This window comes from Bacteroides sp. NSJ-48 (genome assembly GCF_014287405.1).
Classification (GTDB): domain Bacteria; phylum Bacteroidota; class Bacteroidia; order Bacteroidales; family Bacteroidaceae; genus Bacteroides; species Bacteroides stercoris.
This window is the reverse complement of record NZ_JACOOD010000005.1, coordinates 100759-117159: the sequence shown is the minus strand read 5'-3', so window position 1 is coordinate 117159 and position 16401 is coordinate 100759. Positions and strand designations below refer to the sequence as shown.

Below are 16401 nucleotides of genomic sequence, written 5' to 3'. Positions count from 1 at the left end.
GGGAAAGTCGCGGGGCTTTTGCGTTTTTACTATCTTTGGACATACCCTCGTGGGAGTTATCTCACATCCGCTCCCCACATCATTTTATTCCGCAACGTATCGAAAAAGATGTGATTGAAACGTTTCACTACCTTTATGGAATAGTCCGCACGTGAAATAGTGAGCCGCGTAGTCTCCTTGCACGATTCGCTCCGTCCGTCGATGGCTACGAGGAAGTTGTGGCTGCGGCTTTCCACATCGAGCGTGATTTCCCAGTCGTCGCAGATGACAATGGGACGTACATTCAGGCTGTGAGGGGCAACGGGAGTGATGGCGATGGTCTTGCTGTGAGGCACGATGACCGGGCCGCCCACACTTAGCGAATAGGCGGTGGAGCCGGTAGGGGTGGCAATGACCAGTCCGTCGGCCTGATAAGTGGTGAGGTGTGCTCCGTTGATGGCGGTATGGATGCTTATCATGGATGAACTGTCGCGTTTCAGTACGGCTATTTCATTGAGGGCGTACGGATATTCCATCAGTTTTTCATCATCGCACTTCAACTGCAATACGCTGCGTTCCTCTACTTTATAGTGGTTGTTGTAGATTTCGTCAATCGTTTCTTCCATTTCTTCGGGCGATATGTCGGCCAGAAAGCCGAGGCGTCCCGTATTGATGCCCAGAATAGGAATGTTTTTCTTGCCTACACGGCTGGCAGCTTTCAAAAACGTGCCGTCACCGCCGATGCTGATAATCATATCGGCGCGGAAATCGTTACCGTCGAACAATTCGGCGGGCGGAATGTTGAGATGTAGGTCGGAAGTCAGGAAATTATAGAACTCGCGGCAGACACAGAGTTGTGCCTGATGCTGAGCCAGCAGGCGGAAAAGATTTTCGGCATGCGATGACTTTTTCGCCTGGTAGGTATTTCCGAATATGGCAAATTTCATAATTGTTTTCTGTTTTTGTAAGATGCAAAAATAGTTTTTTTCTCAGAATGCTGCCAACATATTGCTATTATTTGTACTTTTGCCCCAAACTATAAGCCGAATTATGACTAGATTAAGTGTAAATATTAATAAAGTAGCGACATTGCGTAACGCACGTGGAGGAAATGTGCCTAATGTTGTAAAAGTGGCGTTGGATTGCGAGAGTTTTGGAGCCGACGGTATAACGGTGCATCCGCGTCCCGATGAAAGACATATCCGTAAGAGCGATGTTTACGACCTGCGTCCGTTGTTGCGCACGGAGTTTAATATAGAGGGATATCCCGCACCCGAATTTATCGACTTGGTGCTGAAAGTGAAACCGCATCAGGTAACGTTGGTTCCGGATAGCCCCACTCAGTTGACTTCCAACTCCGGCTGGGACACGAAAGCCAATCTGGAGTTTCTGACCGAAGTGCTGGAAGCGTTCAATACCGCCGGTATCCGTACGTCGGTATTCGTGTCTACCGATGCAGAGATGATAGAGTATGCCGCCAAAGCCGGTGCCGACCGGGTGGAACTCTATACCGAGCCCTATGCTACGGCATTCCCTAAAAATCCGGAAGCTGCGGTAGCTCCTTTTGTGGAAGCAGCCAGAACGGCGCGCAGCCTGGGACTGGGACTGAATGCAGGCCATGACCTGAGTCTGGAAAATCTGAATTATTTCTATAAAAACATACCCTGGCTGGATGAGGTCTCTATCGGTCATGCGCTGATTAGCGATGCTTTGTATCTGGGATTGGAACGTACCATTCAGGAATATAAAAACTGTCTCCGCTGATGAATCTTATGTTGTTATTGGCCCAAGTGGCTCCGGCGTTGGCCGATTCTGTTGCCGGCGCCAATCCGGTACTTACTCCCATTGCCGCTCCCGATGAAATGAACCTGTGGAGCATGGCTGTCAAGGGTGGTTGGATTATGGTAGTGCTCGGAGTACTCTCCGTAGTGTGCTTCTATATTCTGTTCGAGCGCAATTACGTTATCCGTAAGGCGGGCAAGGAAGACCCTATGTTTATGGATAAGATCAAGGATTATATTCTGGGTGGTGAGATTAAGGCCGCCATTGCCTATTGCCGCAGTGTGGATACGCCTTCGGCACGGATGATAGAGAAAGGTATCAGCCGGTTGGGACGCCCGGTGAATGATGTGCAGGCAGCCATAGAGAATGTCGGCAACATCGAAGTGGCGAAACTGGAAAAGGGGCTGACCATCATGGCTACCATTTCGGGCGGCGCTCCGATGATTGGTTTCCTGGGTACGGTGACCGGTATGGTGCGTGCTTTCTTTGAAATGGCGAATGCCGGTAATAATATCGACATCACCCTGCTTTCCGGCGGTATATACGAGGCCATGATTACTACGGTAGGCGGTCTGATTGTGGGCATCATCGCCATGTTCGCCTACAATTACCTGGTGACGCTGGTGGACGGTGTGGTAAATAAAATGGAAGCCAAGACAATGGCCTTCATGGACTTGCTGAACGAGCCTGCCAAATAAATCATAATTTATAAATCAGAAACAACGACCGTGTTACAACGTAGAGCAAAAATATCACCCAATTTCAGTATGGCGTCCATGACGGATGTTATATTCCTGCTGTTGATTTTCTTTATGATTACTTCTACGGTAGTATCACCGAATGCAATCAAGGTATTGCTTCCGCAGGGAAAACAGCAGACATCCGCCAAGCCGCTGACAAGGGTTATCATTGATAAGGACTTGAACTACTACGCCGCTTTCGGTAATGATAAGGAACAGGCGCTGGCTTTGGACGAGCTGACTCCTTTTCTGCAATCGTGCGCAGCGAAAGAGCCCGAAATGTATGTGGCATTGTATGCCGATGAGTCCGTCCCCTATCGGGAAATTGTGAAGGTGCTGAATATCGCTAATGAGAATCATTTCAAGATGGTGCTGGCTACACGCCCGCCTGAGAATAAGTAAACGGTGTTAACCGTAAATAGCTAAATCGTAAGTCGGAACGGTGAATCGGAAGAAGAAAGGAAAATATATAGGATTGGCAGGTGCGCTGTTGGTGCACGTTGTTGTCATTGCCCTTTTGATACTGGTGGGATTTACCTTGCCCGAACAGTCGGAGGAAGGCGGTGTGCCCGTGATGATGGGAGAAACGCCCGATGCGTGGGGTGCTGCTGACCCTTCTTTGGTTGAAGTGGAGACGATGCCGGAAGAGGCCGCTCCGGAAATGCCGGAAGAGGCGGATCAGGAGATGCTGACGCAGGAAGATGAAGAAACCGTTGCCATAAAGCCTAAGGCGGAAGAAAAGAAGAAAGAGGTGAAGAAACCCGAAAAGAGCGCTGCCGAGAAAGCCGAAGAGGCGCGTAAGCTGGCTGCGGAAAAAGCGGAGCGTGAACGGAAGGCAGCCGAAGAAGCTGCCCGCAAACGTGTAGCGGGAGCTTTCGGCAAAGGTGCGCAAATGGGCAGCAAGGGTGCTACGGAAGGAACCGGTGTGCAGGGAAGTCCTACGGGAAACTCTTCGGAAGGGGCAACTGCCGGGACGGGCGGATACGGTACCTTTAACCTTGGCGGACGCTCCATAGGCGAGGGCGGATTGCCGCGTCCCGTATATAATGTGCAGGATGAGGGAAAAGTGGTGGTTACCATTACCGTAAATCCTGCCGGGCAGGTTATCGGCACCAGCATCAACCGCCAGACGAATACCGTAAACCCCGCCTTGCGGAAAGCTGCCGAAGACGCGGCGAAGAAAGCGAGGTTCAATACGGTAAGCGGGTTGAGTAACCAGACGGGGACGATTACATATTATTTTAATCTAAAATAAGAGGAGAAACTATTATGGGTACAGTTTATGTGTTTTTTGCAGACGGTTTTGAAGAAATAGAGGCTTTCACTTCGGTCGATGTAATGAGACGTGCGGGGTTGAATGTGGAAATGATTACGGTTACTCCTGACGAGATTGTGAAGGGCGCTCATAGCGTACCGGTGCTTTGTGACAAGAATATCGTGAACTGTGACTTTTTCGACGCTGATTTGATATTGCTTCCGGGCGGTATGCCGGGTGCGGCCACTTTGGAGAAGTGCGATGACTTGCGCAGACTGATTTTACGCTTTGCCAAAGAAAACAAACCGATTGCAGCCATTTGCGCCGCTCCTATGGTGCTCGGCAAACTGGGACTGTTGAAAGGTAAGAAAGCTACTTGCTATCCGGGTTTTGAACAATATCTGGAGGGTGCCGACTGCACTGGAGCGATGGTGGAAAAAGACGGCAATATCATTACAGGAAAAGGTCCGGGCGCTGCCATGGAGTTTGCTTTGGCAGTAGTGGAATTGCTGCAGGGCAAGGATAAAGTTGCCGAATTGAAAGAGGCGATGATTGTCTGATTGTAATTTATGAAGAGGCTGTGTGAATCCAATGAAGTATGTTCTGATTGTAGCCGGCGGTAAAGGTTTGCGCATGGGATGCGAACTTCCCAAACAATTTCTTCCGATAGGGGGAAAGCCTGTATTGATGCGTACCATAGAGGCCTTTTATGCGTACAGCCCGGAGATACGGATAATATTAGTGCTTCCATGCAACCAGCAGGCTTACTGGAATGAGTTGTGCCGGAAACATGGTTTTTCAATTCCTCATCAAATCGCGGACGGCGGAGAAACACGCTTTCATTCGGTGAAGAGCGGACTGGCATTTGTTACAACACCTGGTTTGGTCGGAGTGCATGACGGGGTACGCCCTTTTGTGGCTCAGGAGGTTATAGCCCGTTGTTACTCCCTGGCTGCCGGGAAGCAGGCGGTGATTCCTGTGACGGATGTGGTGGAGACGGTGCGTCATTTGGTTGGCGAAGGAAGTGAAACTGTCAGCCGCGACGCATACAAGCTGGTACAGACTCCGCAGGTGTTTGATGCGGATTTGCTGAAACAGGCTTATGAGCAGCCTTATACTTCGCATTTCACGGATGATGCCTCGGTGGTCGAGGCATTGGGCAAGCCCGTTTATCTGACAGAAGGTAACCGGGAAAACATAAAGATAACCACTTCCTTTGATTTGAAAATAGCTGCTGCCCTTTTGGACTCATGTTCGATTTAACTACGCGTGACATAAAATATCTGTCGGGCGTCGGGCCGCAGCGTGCTTCGGTGCTCAATAAGGAATTGGGCATCTTTTCCTTCCATGATTTATTGTATTATTTTCCTTATAAATACGTAGACCGCAGCCGCATCTATCGCATCCGTGAAATAGACGGTGCAATGCCTTATATCCAGTTGAAAGGCGAAATCTTAGGCTTTGAAACGGCGGGTGAAGGACGGCAACGGCGGCTGATAGCTCACTTTTCGGACGGTACGGGGATAGTCGACCTGATTTGGTTTCAAGGCATCAAATATCTGATAGGGAAGTACAAGGTTCATCAGGAATATATCGTATTCGGTAAGCCTACGGTGTTTAACGGCAGGGTAAACATTGCGCATCCGGACATAGACTCGGCTTCCGAACTGAAGCTTTCTGCCATGGGGTTGCAGCCCTATTACAATACGACGGAGAAGATGAAGCGAAGCTCGCTCAACTCGCACGCCATCGAGAAGATGATGAAAAGCCTCGTCGGGCAGTTGAACGAACCTCTGCCCGAAACGCTTTCTCCCGCCCTGCTGGCAGAGCACCATCTGATGCCGCTGACGGATGCTTTGATGAATATCCATTTCCCGTCCGGTCCGGATGTGCTGCGAAAAGCGGAGTACCGCCTGAAATTCGAGGAACTGTTCTATGTCCAGTTGAACATACTGCGTTATGCCAAAGACAGGCAGCGCAAATACCGGGGGTATGTTTTTGAGAAAGTGGGGGATATATTCAACGGCTTTTATTCCCGCAATCTTCCTTTTGAGTTGACGAACGCTCAGAAACGCGTGTTGAAGGAGATACGCCGGGACTTGGGTGCGGGCAGGCAGATGAACCGTCTTTTGCAGGGAGATGTGGGGAGCGGAAAGACATTGGTTGCGTTGATGAGTATGCTGATTGCGCTTGATAACGGTTATCAGGCATGTATGATGGCGCCTACCGAAATATTGGCAAACCAACACTACGAAACGATTCGCGAACTATTGTACGGAATGGATGTACGGGTTGAACTGTTGACCGGTTCAATCAAAGGCAAACGGAGGGAAGCCATTCTTTCCGGCCTGCTGACAGGAGATGTACAGATACTTATCGGTACGCACGCCGTCATTGAAGATACCGTGAATTTTGCATCATTGGGACTGGTTGTCATCGACGAACAGCACCGTTTCGGCGTAGCCCAGCGTGCCCGTTTGTGGACAAAAAGCGTACAGCCGCCTCATATTTTGGTCATGACCGCGACTCCCATACCGCGGACTCTGGCAATGACGCTTTATGGCGATCTGGATGTATCGGTCATTGATGAGCTTCCGCCGGGAAGAAAGCCGATTGCCACCATTCATCAGTTCGACAGCCATCGCGTAAGCCTGTATCGTTCCGTGCGCAAACAGATTGACGAAGGACGTCAGGTCTATATCGTTTATCCTTTAATCAAGGAGAGCGAAAAGATTGACCTCAAGAACCTGGAAGAAGGCTATCTGCATATCTGTGAGGAGTTTCCCGATTGTAGGGTTTGCAAGGTGCACGGGAAAATGAAACCCGCCGAAAAGGATGCGCAAATGCAGTTGTTCGTTTCCGGCGAGGCGCAGATAATGGTTGCCACCACGGTTATTGAAGTCGGTGTGAATGTACCTAACGCTTCCGTGATGATAATAGAGAATGCCGAACGTTTCGGACTTTCCCAGCTTCATCAGCTCCGTGGTCGTGTAGGGCGCGGAGCCGACCAGTCTTATTGTATTCTGGTGACCGGTTATAAATTGGCGGAAGATACCCGGAAACGTATCGAGATTATGGTACGCACGAACGATGGTTTCGAGATAGCAGAGGCGGACTTGAAACTGCGTGGTCCCGGTGATTTGGAAGGAACCCAGCAGAGCGGCATCGCCTTTGATTTGAAAATAGCGGATATAGCCCGCGACGGACAATTGCTGCAATATGTCCGTGAAGTGGCACAGGCTATTGTGGATAAAGACCCGAATGGTTCTCTCCCGGAGCATGAAATACTGTGGCGGCAACTGAAAGCTTTGCGGAAGACAAACGTTAATTGGGCGGCGATAAGTTGAAAAACGGTTAAACATATGCTTTGTTTTTAGGTTTATGTTGTTAAACATGAAATAATAGTAAGTATTTTGTTTTTAGTGTTTTATCTGCTATTTTATCCTGTTGCTTTTTAAACGGTTTCGAAAAAATAGTTAACGGCACGTGTGTCTTTTCAGAGAGAAGTGTTATCTTTGGGAGAATTTTTTGAAAACAATCTGGATATTTGCTTAAGAACAGGTACGGTTGATTTGCCGATACGCTCTACGAATATCGAAAATGAATGACGGAACGGAATGAACTTTAATTGGATTAGAACGACTTTATTAGCGGCAACGGCGATGATCAGCCTGAACTCTTTCTCTCAGGATTTGATTGCCCGTCAAGCTCCCATTGATAGAAAACTCAAAAGCGTAGATTCATTGGCCCTGCAGAAACAGATTCGTGCAGAACAGGCTTTATATCCGGGATTGGATTTGTATCCGAGCTGGAATAATGAATTTGTGCAGGCTTATGGTAATGCCATCGTGCCGGAAAGTTACACATTTGATTTGAAAGGCTTCTGTATGCCTACCGAACATACCCGTATTACCGATGTATTCGGTTATCGTCCTCGCAGAAGAAGAGCGCATTACGGTTTGGATATTAAAGTGTATGTAGGCGATACAATCCGTGCCGCGTTTGACGGTAAGGTACGTATCGTTAAGAATCAGGGCCGTCGCGGATATGGTAAATATGTCGTTATCCGTCATGATAACGGTTTGGAAACGGTCTATGGGCATTTGTCCAAGCAATTGGTTGATATAAACCAGTTGGTAAAGGCCGGTGAACCTATTGCACTGGGCGGTAATACCGGACGTTCTACCGGCTCTCACCTCCACTTTGAAACCCGTTTCCTGGGAATTCCTATTAACCCTGCATTGATGTTCGATTTTGAAAAGCAGGATATTGTTGCCGATTCTTATACGTTCCGTAAGACCAAAGGCACTTCCGGTACGGCTCGCAGTATGGCATCGGGTGAAGGTCTGTTCTATAAGGTGAAGAAAGGCGATACCTTATCCAAGATTGCATCCCGTCAGGGTACAAGCATCGACAAGCTTTGCAAGCTGAACCGTATTACCCGGAGAACGATTCTCCGTCCGGGACAGGTATTGCGTTGCTCATAAAACGGAAATACTCTCTAAACGTAAACAATCTCTATAGGAGAGGGCACTTTAATATAATTTAGAGTGCCCTCTTTTCTTTTCTCTTTAATTATTCCTAAATTTGCAGCCTATTTGTAAGGATATGAAAGATACCAAGCAACAATTTGAGCATGTCATCGCCATTTGCCGTGACCTGTTCTCTAAGAAACTTCATGATTACGGTCCTGCATGGCGTATTCTTCGCCCGGCTTCCGTAACTGACCAGATATTCATTAAGGCCAATCGTATTCGGAGCATTGAGACTAAAGGCGTGACTTTGGTGGACGAAGGTATCCGTTCGGAGTTTATTGCGATTGTCAACTACGGTATTATCGGTTTGATACAACTGGAGTTGGGATATGCCGAATCTGCGGATATGACGAACGAAGAAGCAATGGTCCTGTATGATAAATATGCGAAAGAATCGCTGGAATTGATGCTTGCCAAGAACCATGATTACGATGAGGCTTGGCGCAGTATGCGTATCAGTTCGTATACGGATTTGATATTGATGAAGATATACCGTACAAAGCAAATTGAAAGTCTGTCCGGCCAGACATTGGTTTCGGAAGGTGTCGATGCCAACTATATGGACATGATTAATTATTCCGTATTTGGTTTGATTAAGATAGAGTTTGGAGACTGAGAAAAAACATATTATAAAGCTCGTCTGGGTAAATGCCTGCCGTTTTTTGCTGGCAACGTTGTTTATCTTCTCCGGATTTGTGAAGGCTGTCGATCCGCTCGGTTCATTTTATAAGATTCAGGATTATCTGGCGGCATTCGGTATAATTTCATGGTTTCCTACATACCTGCCGTTACTTTTTGCCATCATTCTGTCATCTGCAGAGTTCTGTGTAGGAGTTTTCCTCTTTTTCGGTGTACGCCGGAAGATTGCGTCGACCTTGGCGCTTCTCCTGATGAGCGTAATGACTCCGTTGACCTTGTATCTTGCTTTGGCAAATCCCGTATCCGACTGCGGATGCTTTGGCGATGCGTGGGTGTTGACGAACTGGCAGACATTCGGGAAGAATATCGTATTGCTGATTGCAGCGATAGCGGTATTCCGGGAGCGGAAACTCATGTTTCGCTTCGTTACGCTGAAGATAGAATGGATGGTGTCCTTATACACGCTTTTGTTTGTCTTTGCACTTTCTTTTTATTGTTTGGAATATCTGCCGGTACTGGACTTCCGCCCTTATAAGATTGGAGCGGATATAAAGGCGGGTATGGAGATTCCCGAAGGGGCGAAACCGAGTGTATTCGAGAGCCGCTTTGTATTGGAGAAAGACGGCAGGCAACAGGAGTTTACATTGGATAATTATCCGGACAGCACATGGACTTTTGTTGAAACGCGTACCGTCTTGAAAGAAAAAGGCTATGAACCACCCATTCATGACTTCTCCATGATAAGCCTGGGCACGGGGGAAGATATAACCGACAGTGTACTGACCGACAAAGGATATACCTTTTTATTGGTAGCCCACCGGATAGAGGAAGCGGACGATAGCAATATCGACCTTATCAATGAAATCTATGATTACAGTGTGGAGCACGGCTACGGTTTTTATGCGCTGACTTCCTCACCGGATGAAGAAATTGAGATGTGGCGTGAAAGAACCGGTGCGGAATACCCGTTCTGCCAGATGGATGATATTACCCTGAAAACGATTATCCGTTCCAATCCCGGCCTGCTGCTGATAAAAGACGGTACAATCCTGAATAAATGGAGCGATAACCAACTTCCCGATGAATATGTACTGAACGATAGTCTGGATAAATTAGAGTTGGGACAGCAGAAACAGGAAAATAAATTGCACACCATTGGCTACGTATTATTGTGGTTTATTGTACCTTTGACGCTGGTTGTCGGCATTGATATTCTGATAATCAAGCGGAGAGAAAGAAAATGCAGGGAGCGGCAAGCCGCCCAATCCTCGGACAATCGGGAGAATGACAAATTGTAAATCTTTGAATAGCAGATATATCAACCCTTTTAATAATTAAAACAAAATGAGAAAAAACATTGTTGCAGGAAACTGGAAAATGAACAAAACCCTTCAGGAGGGTATTGCTCTTGCAAAAGAACTGAATGAAGCGTTGGCTAACGAAAAGCCTAATTGTGATGTAATCATCTGTACTCCGTTTATTCACCTGGCATCTGTTACTCCGCTGGTAGATGCTGCCAAAATCGGTGTAGGTGCAGAAAACTGTGCAGATAAGGAATCTGGTGCATATACAGGTGAGGTATCAGCCGCTATGGTTGCTTCTACCGGTGCCAAGTATGTAATCCTCGGTCACTCGGAACGTCGTGCTTACTACGGTGAAACAGTGGAAATCCTGGAAGAAAAAGTAAAATTGGCTTTGGCCAACGGTCTGACTCCGATTTTCTGTATCGGTGAAGTGCTGGAAGAACGTGAAGCTAACAAGCAGAATGAAGTGGTTGCCGCTCAGTTGGCATCTGTATTCTCTCTGTCTGCCGAAGATTTCTCCAAGATTATCTTGGCTTACGAACCGGTTTGGGCCATCGGTACAGGCAAGACTGCTACTCCGGCACAGGCACAGGAAATCCATGCTTTCATTCGTTCTGCCGTTGCCGAGAAGTATGGCAAGGAAATCGCTGAAAACTGCTCTATCCTCTACGGTGGTAGCTGCAAGCCTTCCAATGCAAAGGAACTGTTTGCAAATCCTGATGTAGACGGTGGCCTGATTGGTGGTGCTGCTTTGAAGGTTGCTGACTTCAAGGGTATCATCGACGCTTTTAATTAATAACAGAGAGCCGGAAGTTGCCGTATCCAAAGGAAGGCCAACTTCCGACTCTTCATGTTTAAAGCTTGTTTTTAAAACTGTATAAAACACTCTTTTATGAAGAAACTCGGTTTGCTTTTAATTGCATGTTTTGCCTTTGCCGCTATATCTGTGGCGCAGAATAACATCGTAAAGAGTCTGGAACGTAATGTGCCGGGGCAGGGTAAAGTGTCCATTCATCAGGATGCCCGTATCGGGGCACTGATAGGTTCGGAGTATATCCCTACCGGTTCGGACGACCGGAAAGTGATTAAAAGTTCGGGCTATCGCGTACAGGTATATGCCGGTAATAACACCCGTCAGGCCAAGAATGAAGCCTATTCGGTGGCTTCCAATATAAAAGAGCGTTTTCCTGACCTTCCCGTTTATACATCTTTCAACCCGCCCCGCTGGTTGTGCCGTGCAGGCGACTTCCGTAGCATTGAGGAAGCGGATGCCATGATGCGCCAACTGCGTGCCACCGGTGCTTTCAAGGAAGTGTCTATCGTGAAAGATCAGATAAATATCCCCCTTTAATTCATAACTCATAATTATCCCCCTCACTTTCTCATGTTAGGAAAAGAAGAAATCGTATCTCCTTCATTGGACGAACTGAAAGAACATTATCATCATATATTGACTTTGTTAGGTGAAGACCCTGAGCGTGAAGGGTTGCTGAAAACACCGGAACGGGTAGCCAAAGCCATGCTGGCACTGACTAAGGGGTACTCTATGGACCCGCACGAAGTACTCCGCTCCGCCAAGTTCAAGGAAGATTATAATCAGATGGTGATTGTGAAAGACATTGATTTCTTTTCTCTCTGTGAACACCATATGCTGCCTTTCTACGGCAAGGCGCATGTGGCTTATATTCCCAACGGCTACATTACAGGTTTGAGCAAGATTGCCCGTGTGGTGGATATCTTCTCTCACCGCTTGCAAGTACAGGAACGTATGACGCTCCAAATAAAGGAGTGTATTCAGGAAACGTTGAATCCTTTGGGCGTGATGGTCGTGGTAGAGGCGAAACACATGTGCATGCAGATGCGTGGCGTGGAGAAGCAGAATTCAATAACCACCACTTCCGACTTTACGGGGGCTTTCAATCAGGCTAAGACGCGTGAAGAGTTTATGAACCTTATCCGCCACACTTCTTAATGTCAGGGGAGTACCACCCGGTCTCCCAACCGTTTTGCCATAATACTCTGCACTTCGCGCATTTCGCTGTAGCGTTTCATAATGGCGTTGCATTTCTCTTCGTCGTTGGCGATGGCAGGGTCTTGCAGGGCAGACATCATGTGCTTTAGCTCTTCGCTGACAATGGCATACTTGAAGTTTATCATTAATGCCGGAACCAGCTCGTAAAGACGTTCTTCATCGGTTACTATCTTCTGACTTTTTGAATGGTATTTGCTCAGCTGGTAACGGTTGCTGATAAGTTCCACGCTCAGTTTGCTGATGGCAGGGTCCGGATAAGCCAGAAAATAACGTTCGGCTGTAAATCCGGCGTCATGTATATGTGCGGCGGCTTCGGTCAGTATTTGGCGATGCAGCGGGTTGTGGAATGACAACTCGTCTTGCTTCAGGTCGCTGACGACATATTCAATTACGCTCACCGGTATTTCCTGCCCTTCTTCATTGGTTACATTGCACATCACTTTTTCGCCATAGCGCACAATCATTTGAAGAATCAGCCGTTCGTATTTATAGAATTCCTGCCCCTCTTTTCCTTCTTGCGGAATAAAGGATATATAGCTGTCTTCCGGCGGGAACGGTGCATCCTCATTGTGCTCGGAAGGCTCTCCGGCAACAGTTGGGGTTGAGTCTGCCGTTGTCGGGGCGGCAGGAGTCGAACTTTTGGCGCCTGTTGCATTCTGTGTGCTTTCAGCCTGCCTGCCGGCGTTTCTACGTTCCCGTTCTGCCTGTTCGGCACGCTTTTCAGCCTGCATTTCACGCCGTTTGGCAACTTCGGAAACCAACAGTTTGTCTTCCACCCGCAGTAGCTGGGCGCACTCTTTGATGTACACATCGCGCACAATCGCTTCGGGGATGACCGAGATGCTTTGTACAAGATTACCGATTAGTTCGGCACGTTTAATAGGGTCTTTGCCTGCATCTTCCAGCAGCAGGTTGGTTTTGAAACGGATAAAGTCTGTTTCATGCTCCTGTATGAATTGCTGGAACTCGGTCGAGTTATGTTTGCGGGCAAAAGAGTCCGGGTCGTCTCCGTCGGGCAGGAGGCACACTTTAATGTTCATGCCTTCTTCCAGCAGCATGTCGATACCCCGGATAGAAGCCTTGATACCGGCTGCATCCCCGTCGTACAATACGGTCATGTTGTTGGTGAAGCGGTGAATCAGACGGATTTGCCCCGGTGTCAGCGCAGTGCCCGAAGAGGCCACCACATTTTCTATACCGGATTGGTGCATGGATATGACGTCTGTATAGCCTTCCACCAGGAAGCAACGGTCTTGCTTCACAATAGCCTGCTTGGCGAAATAGATACCGTACAGTTCGTTGCTTTTATGATAAATTGCCGATTCGGGAGAGTTGACATACTTCACCTTGACTCCTTTTGTGGCACTGGCAAGTACACGGCCGCCGAAAGCCACCACTTTACCCGATAAGGTATGTACGGGAAAGATTACGCGTCCCCAAAAACGGTCGCGCAGTTGGTGGTCGTCCGTTTCGTAGCAGAGTCCGGTCTTGACGAGAAATTCTTTCTTATATCCTTTCTTCAAGGCTTCTTCCGCCATGGCATTATGGCTTTCGGTACAGTATCCCAACTGGAATTTTTCGATGATGTCATCCCGGAATCCGCGGTTACGGAAATAAGCCATACCGATGCTGCGTCCGTCTACATGGTTATGCAGGATATTCTGGAAATAGTCGCGGGCAAACTGGTTGACGATGAAAAGGCTTTCGCGCTCGCTCTGAACGAGCTTTTCCTCGTTGGACAACTCCCGTTCCTTGACCTCGATGCCGTATTTCTTGGCAAGGTATTTCAGTGCCTCAGGGTAGGACATCTGTTCGTGCTCCATGATGAAGTGAACTACATTGCCGCCCTTGCCGCAGGCAAAGCATTTGCACAGTCCCTTGGCTGGCGATACGTAGAACGACGGGGTTTTATCGTCGTGGAACGGGCACAGACCTACATAGTTCACTCCGCGTTTCCGCAGCGTGACGAAGTCTGACACGACATCAACGATTTGTGCCGCATCCAGAATTCTGTCTATGGTGGGTTGGTCTATCATGATTCGAGCACAAAGTTACACATAAAATCAGCCTCTGCAAAAAAATAGAGGTTAGTGATTAGAGATTAGCAGGCTGCGCTATTATGCCGTATGGTACTAATCGCTAATCACTAACCCCTAATCACTAATTACTTAATTTTTTCTCTGATCTTCGTCAGATACTTCTTCATTCCTTCCGCATCCTTGTTGGTGATAATCTCCAGTAGTTGTTTCAGTTCCAGACGTATATTCTCTACTTGTGAGGGGGTGCGGGGATTGAACAGAATCTCCTGTAACAGATAGTCATCCTCGCTCAACAGGCCTTTGGCAATGGCCATGTGTTTCTTGAATGTAGTTCCCGGAGCTTCCTGATGCTTCATGACTGCTGCAAACACGAAAGTCGAAACAAACGGAATGGACAAGGAGTAGGCCACCGTTTCATCATGTTCGTCGAAGGTGTACTCAAAGATATTGAGTTTCATGGTCTGGTATAAATCTTTAAAGAAGATTTTGCCCAGATGGTCACCCTCGCTGATGATGATGGCATTTTCTGTATTCAAGTTGCTCAGACTGGCAAAAGTAGGGCCGAACATAGGATGTGTCGACACATAACGGAAACCGCTTTCTTCGTAGAATTTTTTCAGTCCGGTCTTTACCGAAGCGATGTCGCTGATGATGCAGTCTTTGGGAAGCACAGGCAACACCTGCCGGAAAGCTTCCAGGGTATATTTTACCGTAGCGGCATTGATTACCAGTTCCGGTTCAAATTCCTTGATTTCTTCCAGCGTGGTGAAACGGTAGGTGTTATAGACGAAACGCAGTTGGTGCGGATTGACGTCGAACACGGCCGTCTCGTGTTGAAAACTTAAAATATCTGTGAAGAAGGAGCCCATTTTGCCGGCTCCGAGTATTAATATTCGCATAATTTTCTGACTGTTATAAAAACCGAAGGTATGTCAAAACTACAATCCACTTACTATTTGCTTCTACCCTCAATCTACGAAATTATCACTTATTGATTATTTCCATTTGTTGTCTCACACTCTCCTCGTGTATCGCTTCAAACACTTTCTTGATAAACTCGGAATCCATGCCGCAGAGCGAACCCTGCGAGCCGCGTTTTTCGAGAATCTCGTTATAGCGTCCCGTTTGCAGAATCGTCATATCGTGTTCCTTCTTGTAGGTGCCGATTTCACGGGCTATGCGCATCCTTTTGGCCAGTTCCTGGATAAGGTTATTATCGCATTCGTCAATCTGCTTACGCAATTCGCTGAGGTTTTCGGTGCTTTGCGTCTCCTTGCGGATAACGAGCAGGTTGAGAATGTAGTCCAATACATCCGGCGTAACCTGTTGGGCGGCATCGCTCCACGCGCAGTCCGGGTTGCAGTGGCTTTCCACAATCAGACCATTAAAGCCCAGGTCCATAGCCTGCTGGCAAAGCGGGGCAACCAACTCGCGTTTTCCGCCGATATGACTGGGGTCGCAGATGATGGGCAGGTTTGGAATGCGGCGACGCAGTTCGATGGGAATATGCCATTGCGGCAGGTTGCGGTATAGCTTCTTGTCGTAGCTGCTGAAACCGCGGTGAATAGCTCCCAGGCGTTTCAATCCGGCATTGTTGATGCGTTCCATGGCACCTATCCATAATTCCAGATCCGGATTTACGGGGTTCTTTACCAAGACCGGGATATCCACGCCTTTCAGGGCATCTGCTATTTCCTGTACGGCAAAAGGATTGGCGGTAGTGCGGGCACCCACCCAGAGTATATCTATTCCGGCTTTCAGGCATTCGTACACATGCTTGGCTGTGGCCACTTCGGTGGATACATACATGCCTGTTTCTTTCTTCACCTCTTTAAGCCAGGCAAGCCCTTCTACGCCTACACCCTCGAAACCGCCCGGTTTGGTACGGGGTTTCCAGATGCCTGCGCGGAATATCTTCATACCTTTGGCAGCCAATTGCCTGGCGGTGTCCATAACTTGTTCTTCCGTCTCTGCACTGCATGGACCGGCAATAACCAGAGGACGCTTCTCCTCGATACCCGGCAACAAGATTGATTCTAATTCAAGTTCCATATTCTTTATTTGTTTAATTATATTCGGTTGTATAAATATTTCCA

17 protein-coding genes are annotated in these 16401 nt (G+C 47.9%); 13 read left to right on the top strand and 4 right to left on the bottom strand.

Annotation, left to right across the window (positions count from 1 at the left end; translation table 11 throughout):
• Window positions 1-56: 56 nt before the first annotated feature.
• Window positions 57-926 carry an NAD kinase gene (locus tag H8S52_RS04070; protein ID WP_118086688.1) on the bottom strand — a complete coding sequence of 290 codons (870 nt, stop codon included), beginning with the start codon at window positions 924-926 and terminating at the stop codon, window positions 57-59.
• A gap of 103 nt (window positions 927-1029) precedes the next feature.
• Between H8S52_RS04070 and H8S52_RS04065 the strand changes: the two genes are divergently transcribed.
• The 13 genes from H8S52_RS04065 to folE all read left to right on the top strand — a co-directional run bounded on the left by H8S52_RS04065 (window position 1030) and on the right by folE (window position 12206).
• Window positions 1030-1743 (top strand): pyridoxine 5'-phosphate synthase, encoded by a 714-nt coding sequence (locus tag H8S52_RS04065; protein WP_005658132.1) that lies wholly within the window; start codon window positions 1030-1032, stop codon window positions 1741-1743.
• Window positions 1743-2459, top strand: a complete 717-nt coding sequence (locus tag H8S52_RS04060; protein ID WP_005658130.1) for a MotA/TolQ/ExbB proton channel family protein — start codon at window positions 1743-1745, stop codon at window positions 2457-2459. Before H8S52_RS04065 ends, H8S52_RS04060 begins: the two co-directional genes overlap by 1 nt.
• 69 nt (window positions 2460-2528) lie before the next feature.
• Complete coding sequence (locus H8S52_RS04055) at window positions 2529-2903, top strand: biopolymer transporter ExbD (protein ID WP_005658129.1); 375 nt, start codon at window positions 2529-2531, stop codon at window positions 2901-2903.
• 40 nt (window positions 2904-2943) lie between these two features.
• Window positions 2944-3756 (top strand): cell envelope integrity protein TolA, encoded by an 813-nt coding sequence (locus tag H8S52_RS04050; protein WP_117985885.1) that lies wholly within the window; start codon window positions 2944-2946, stop codon window positions 3754-3756.
• A 14-nt stretch (window positions 3757-3770) separates the two neighbouring features.
• The gene (locus tag H8S52_RS04045) at window positions 3771-4316 is read left to right on the top strand and encodes a DJ-1 family glyoxalase III (protein WP_117985884.1); all 546 of its coding nucleotides are present in this window, start codon (window positions 3771-3773) and stop codon (window positions 4314-4316) included.
• 31 nt (window positions 4317-4347) lie between these two features.
• On the top strand, window positions 4348-5019 hold the full coding sequence (locus H8S52_RS04040; protein WP_186909334.1) for a 2-C-methyl-D-erythritol 4-phosphate cytidylyltransferase: 672 nt from the start codon (window positions 4348-4350) through the stop codon (window positions 5017-5019).
• Window positions 5007-7103: an ATP-dependent DNA helicase RecG gene (gene recG, locus H8S52_RS04035; protein WP_186909333.1), complete on the top strand. Its 2097-nt coding sequence runs from the start codon at window positions 5007-5009 to the stop codon at window positions 7101-7103. Before H8S52_RS04040 ends, recG begins: the two co-directional genes overlap by 13 nt.
• Before the next feature lie 270 nt (window positions 7104-7373).
• A complete protein-coding gene (locus tag H8S52_RS04030; protein WP_034535898.1) occupies window positions 7374-8243 on the top strand; it encodes a M23 family metallopeptidase in 870 nt (289 codons plus the stop codon).
• A 121-nt stretch (window positions 8244-8364) separates the two neighbouring features.
• Window positions 8365-8907, top strand: a complete 543-nt coding sequence (locus tag H8S52_RS04025; RefSeq protein WP_005658120.1) for a DUF1599 domain-containing protein — start codon at window positions 8365-8367, stop codon at window positions 8905-8907.
• Window positions 8897-10228, top strand: a complete 1332-nt coding sequence (locus tag H8S52_RS04020; protein ID WP_186909332.1) for a BT_3928 family protein — start codon at window positions 8897-8899, stop codon at window positions 10226-10228. The genes H8S52_RS04025 and H8S52_RS04020 overlap by 11 nt, the downstream gene beginning before the upstream one ends.
• A gap of 46 nt (window positions 10229-10274) precedes the next feature.
• Window positions 10275-11030 (top strand): triose-phosphate isomerase, encoded by a 756-nt coding sequence (gene tpiA / locus H8S52_RS04015; RefSeq protein WP_005658117.1) that lies wholly within the window; start codon window positions 10275-10277, stop codon window positions 11028-11030.
• Between the two features lie 96 nt (window positions 11031-11126).
• Window positions 11127-11585 (top strand): SPOR domain-containing protein, encoded by a 459-nt coding sequence (locus tag H8S52_RS04010; RefSeq protein ID WP_016661573.1) that lies wholly within the window; start codon window positions 11127-11129, stop codon window positions 11583-11585.
• Window positions 11586-11618: 33 nt separating this feature from the next.
• Window positions 11619-12206, top strand: coding sequence for a GTP cyclohydrolase I FolE (gene folE, locus H8S52_RS04005; RefSeq protein WP_005658114.1), 588 nt, complete (start codon window positions 11619-11621; stop codon window positions 12204-12206).
• A 2-nt stretch (window positions 12207-12208) separates the two neighbouring features.
• Here the strand turns inward: folE and dnaG are convergent, their stop codons facing one another.
• From dnaG to H8S52_RS03990, 3 genes are all read right to left on the bottom strand, one after another.
• Window positions 12209-14302, bottom strand: a complete 2094-nt coding sequence (gene dnaG / locus H8S52_RS04000; RefSeq protein WP_186909331.1) for a DNA primase — start codon at window positions 14300-14302, stop codon at window positions 12209-12211.
• 128 nt (window positions 14303-14430) lie between these two features.
• On the bottom strand, window positions 14431-15204 hold the full coding sequence (locus H8S52_RS03995; protein WP_005658111.1) for a prephenate dehydrogenase/arogenate dehydrogenase family protein: 774 nt from the start codon (window positions 15202-15204) through the stop codon (window positions 14431-14433).
• An 85-nt stretch (window positions 15205-15289) separates the two neighbouring features.
• Window positions 15290-16357, bottom strand: a complete 1068-nt coding sequence (locus tag H8S52_RS03990) for a bifunctional 3-deoxy-7-phosphoheptulonate synthase/chorismate mutase type II (RefSeq protein ID WP_016661571.1) — start codon at window positions 16355-16357, stop codon at window positions 15290-15292.
• Between the last annotated feature and the right edge of the window lie 44 nt (window positions 16358-16401).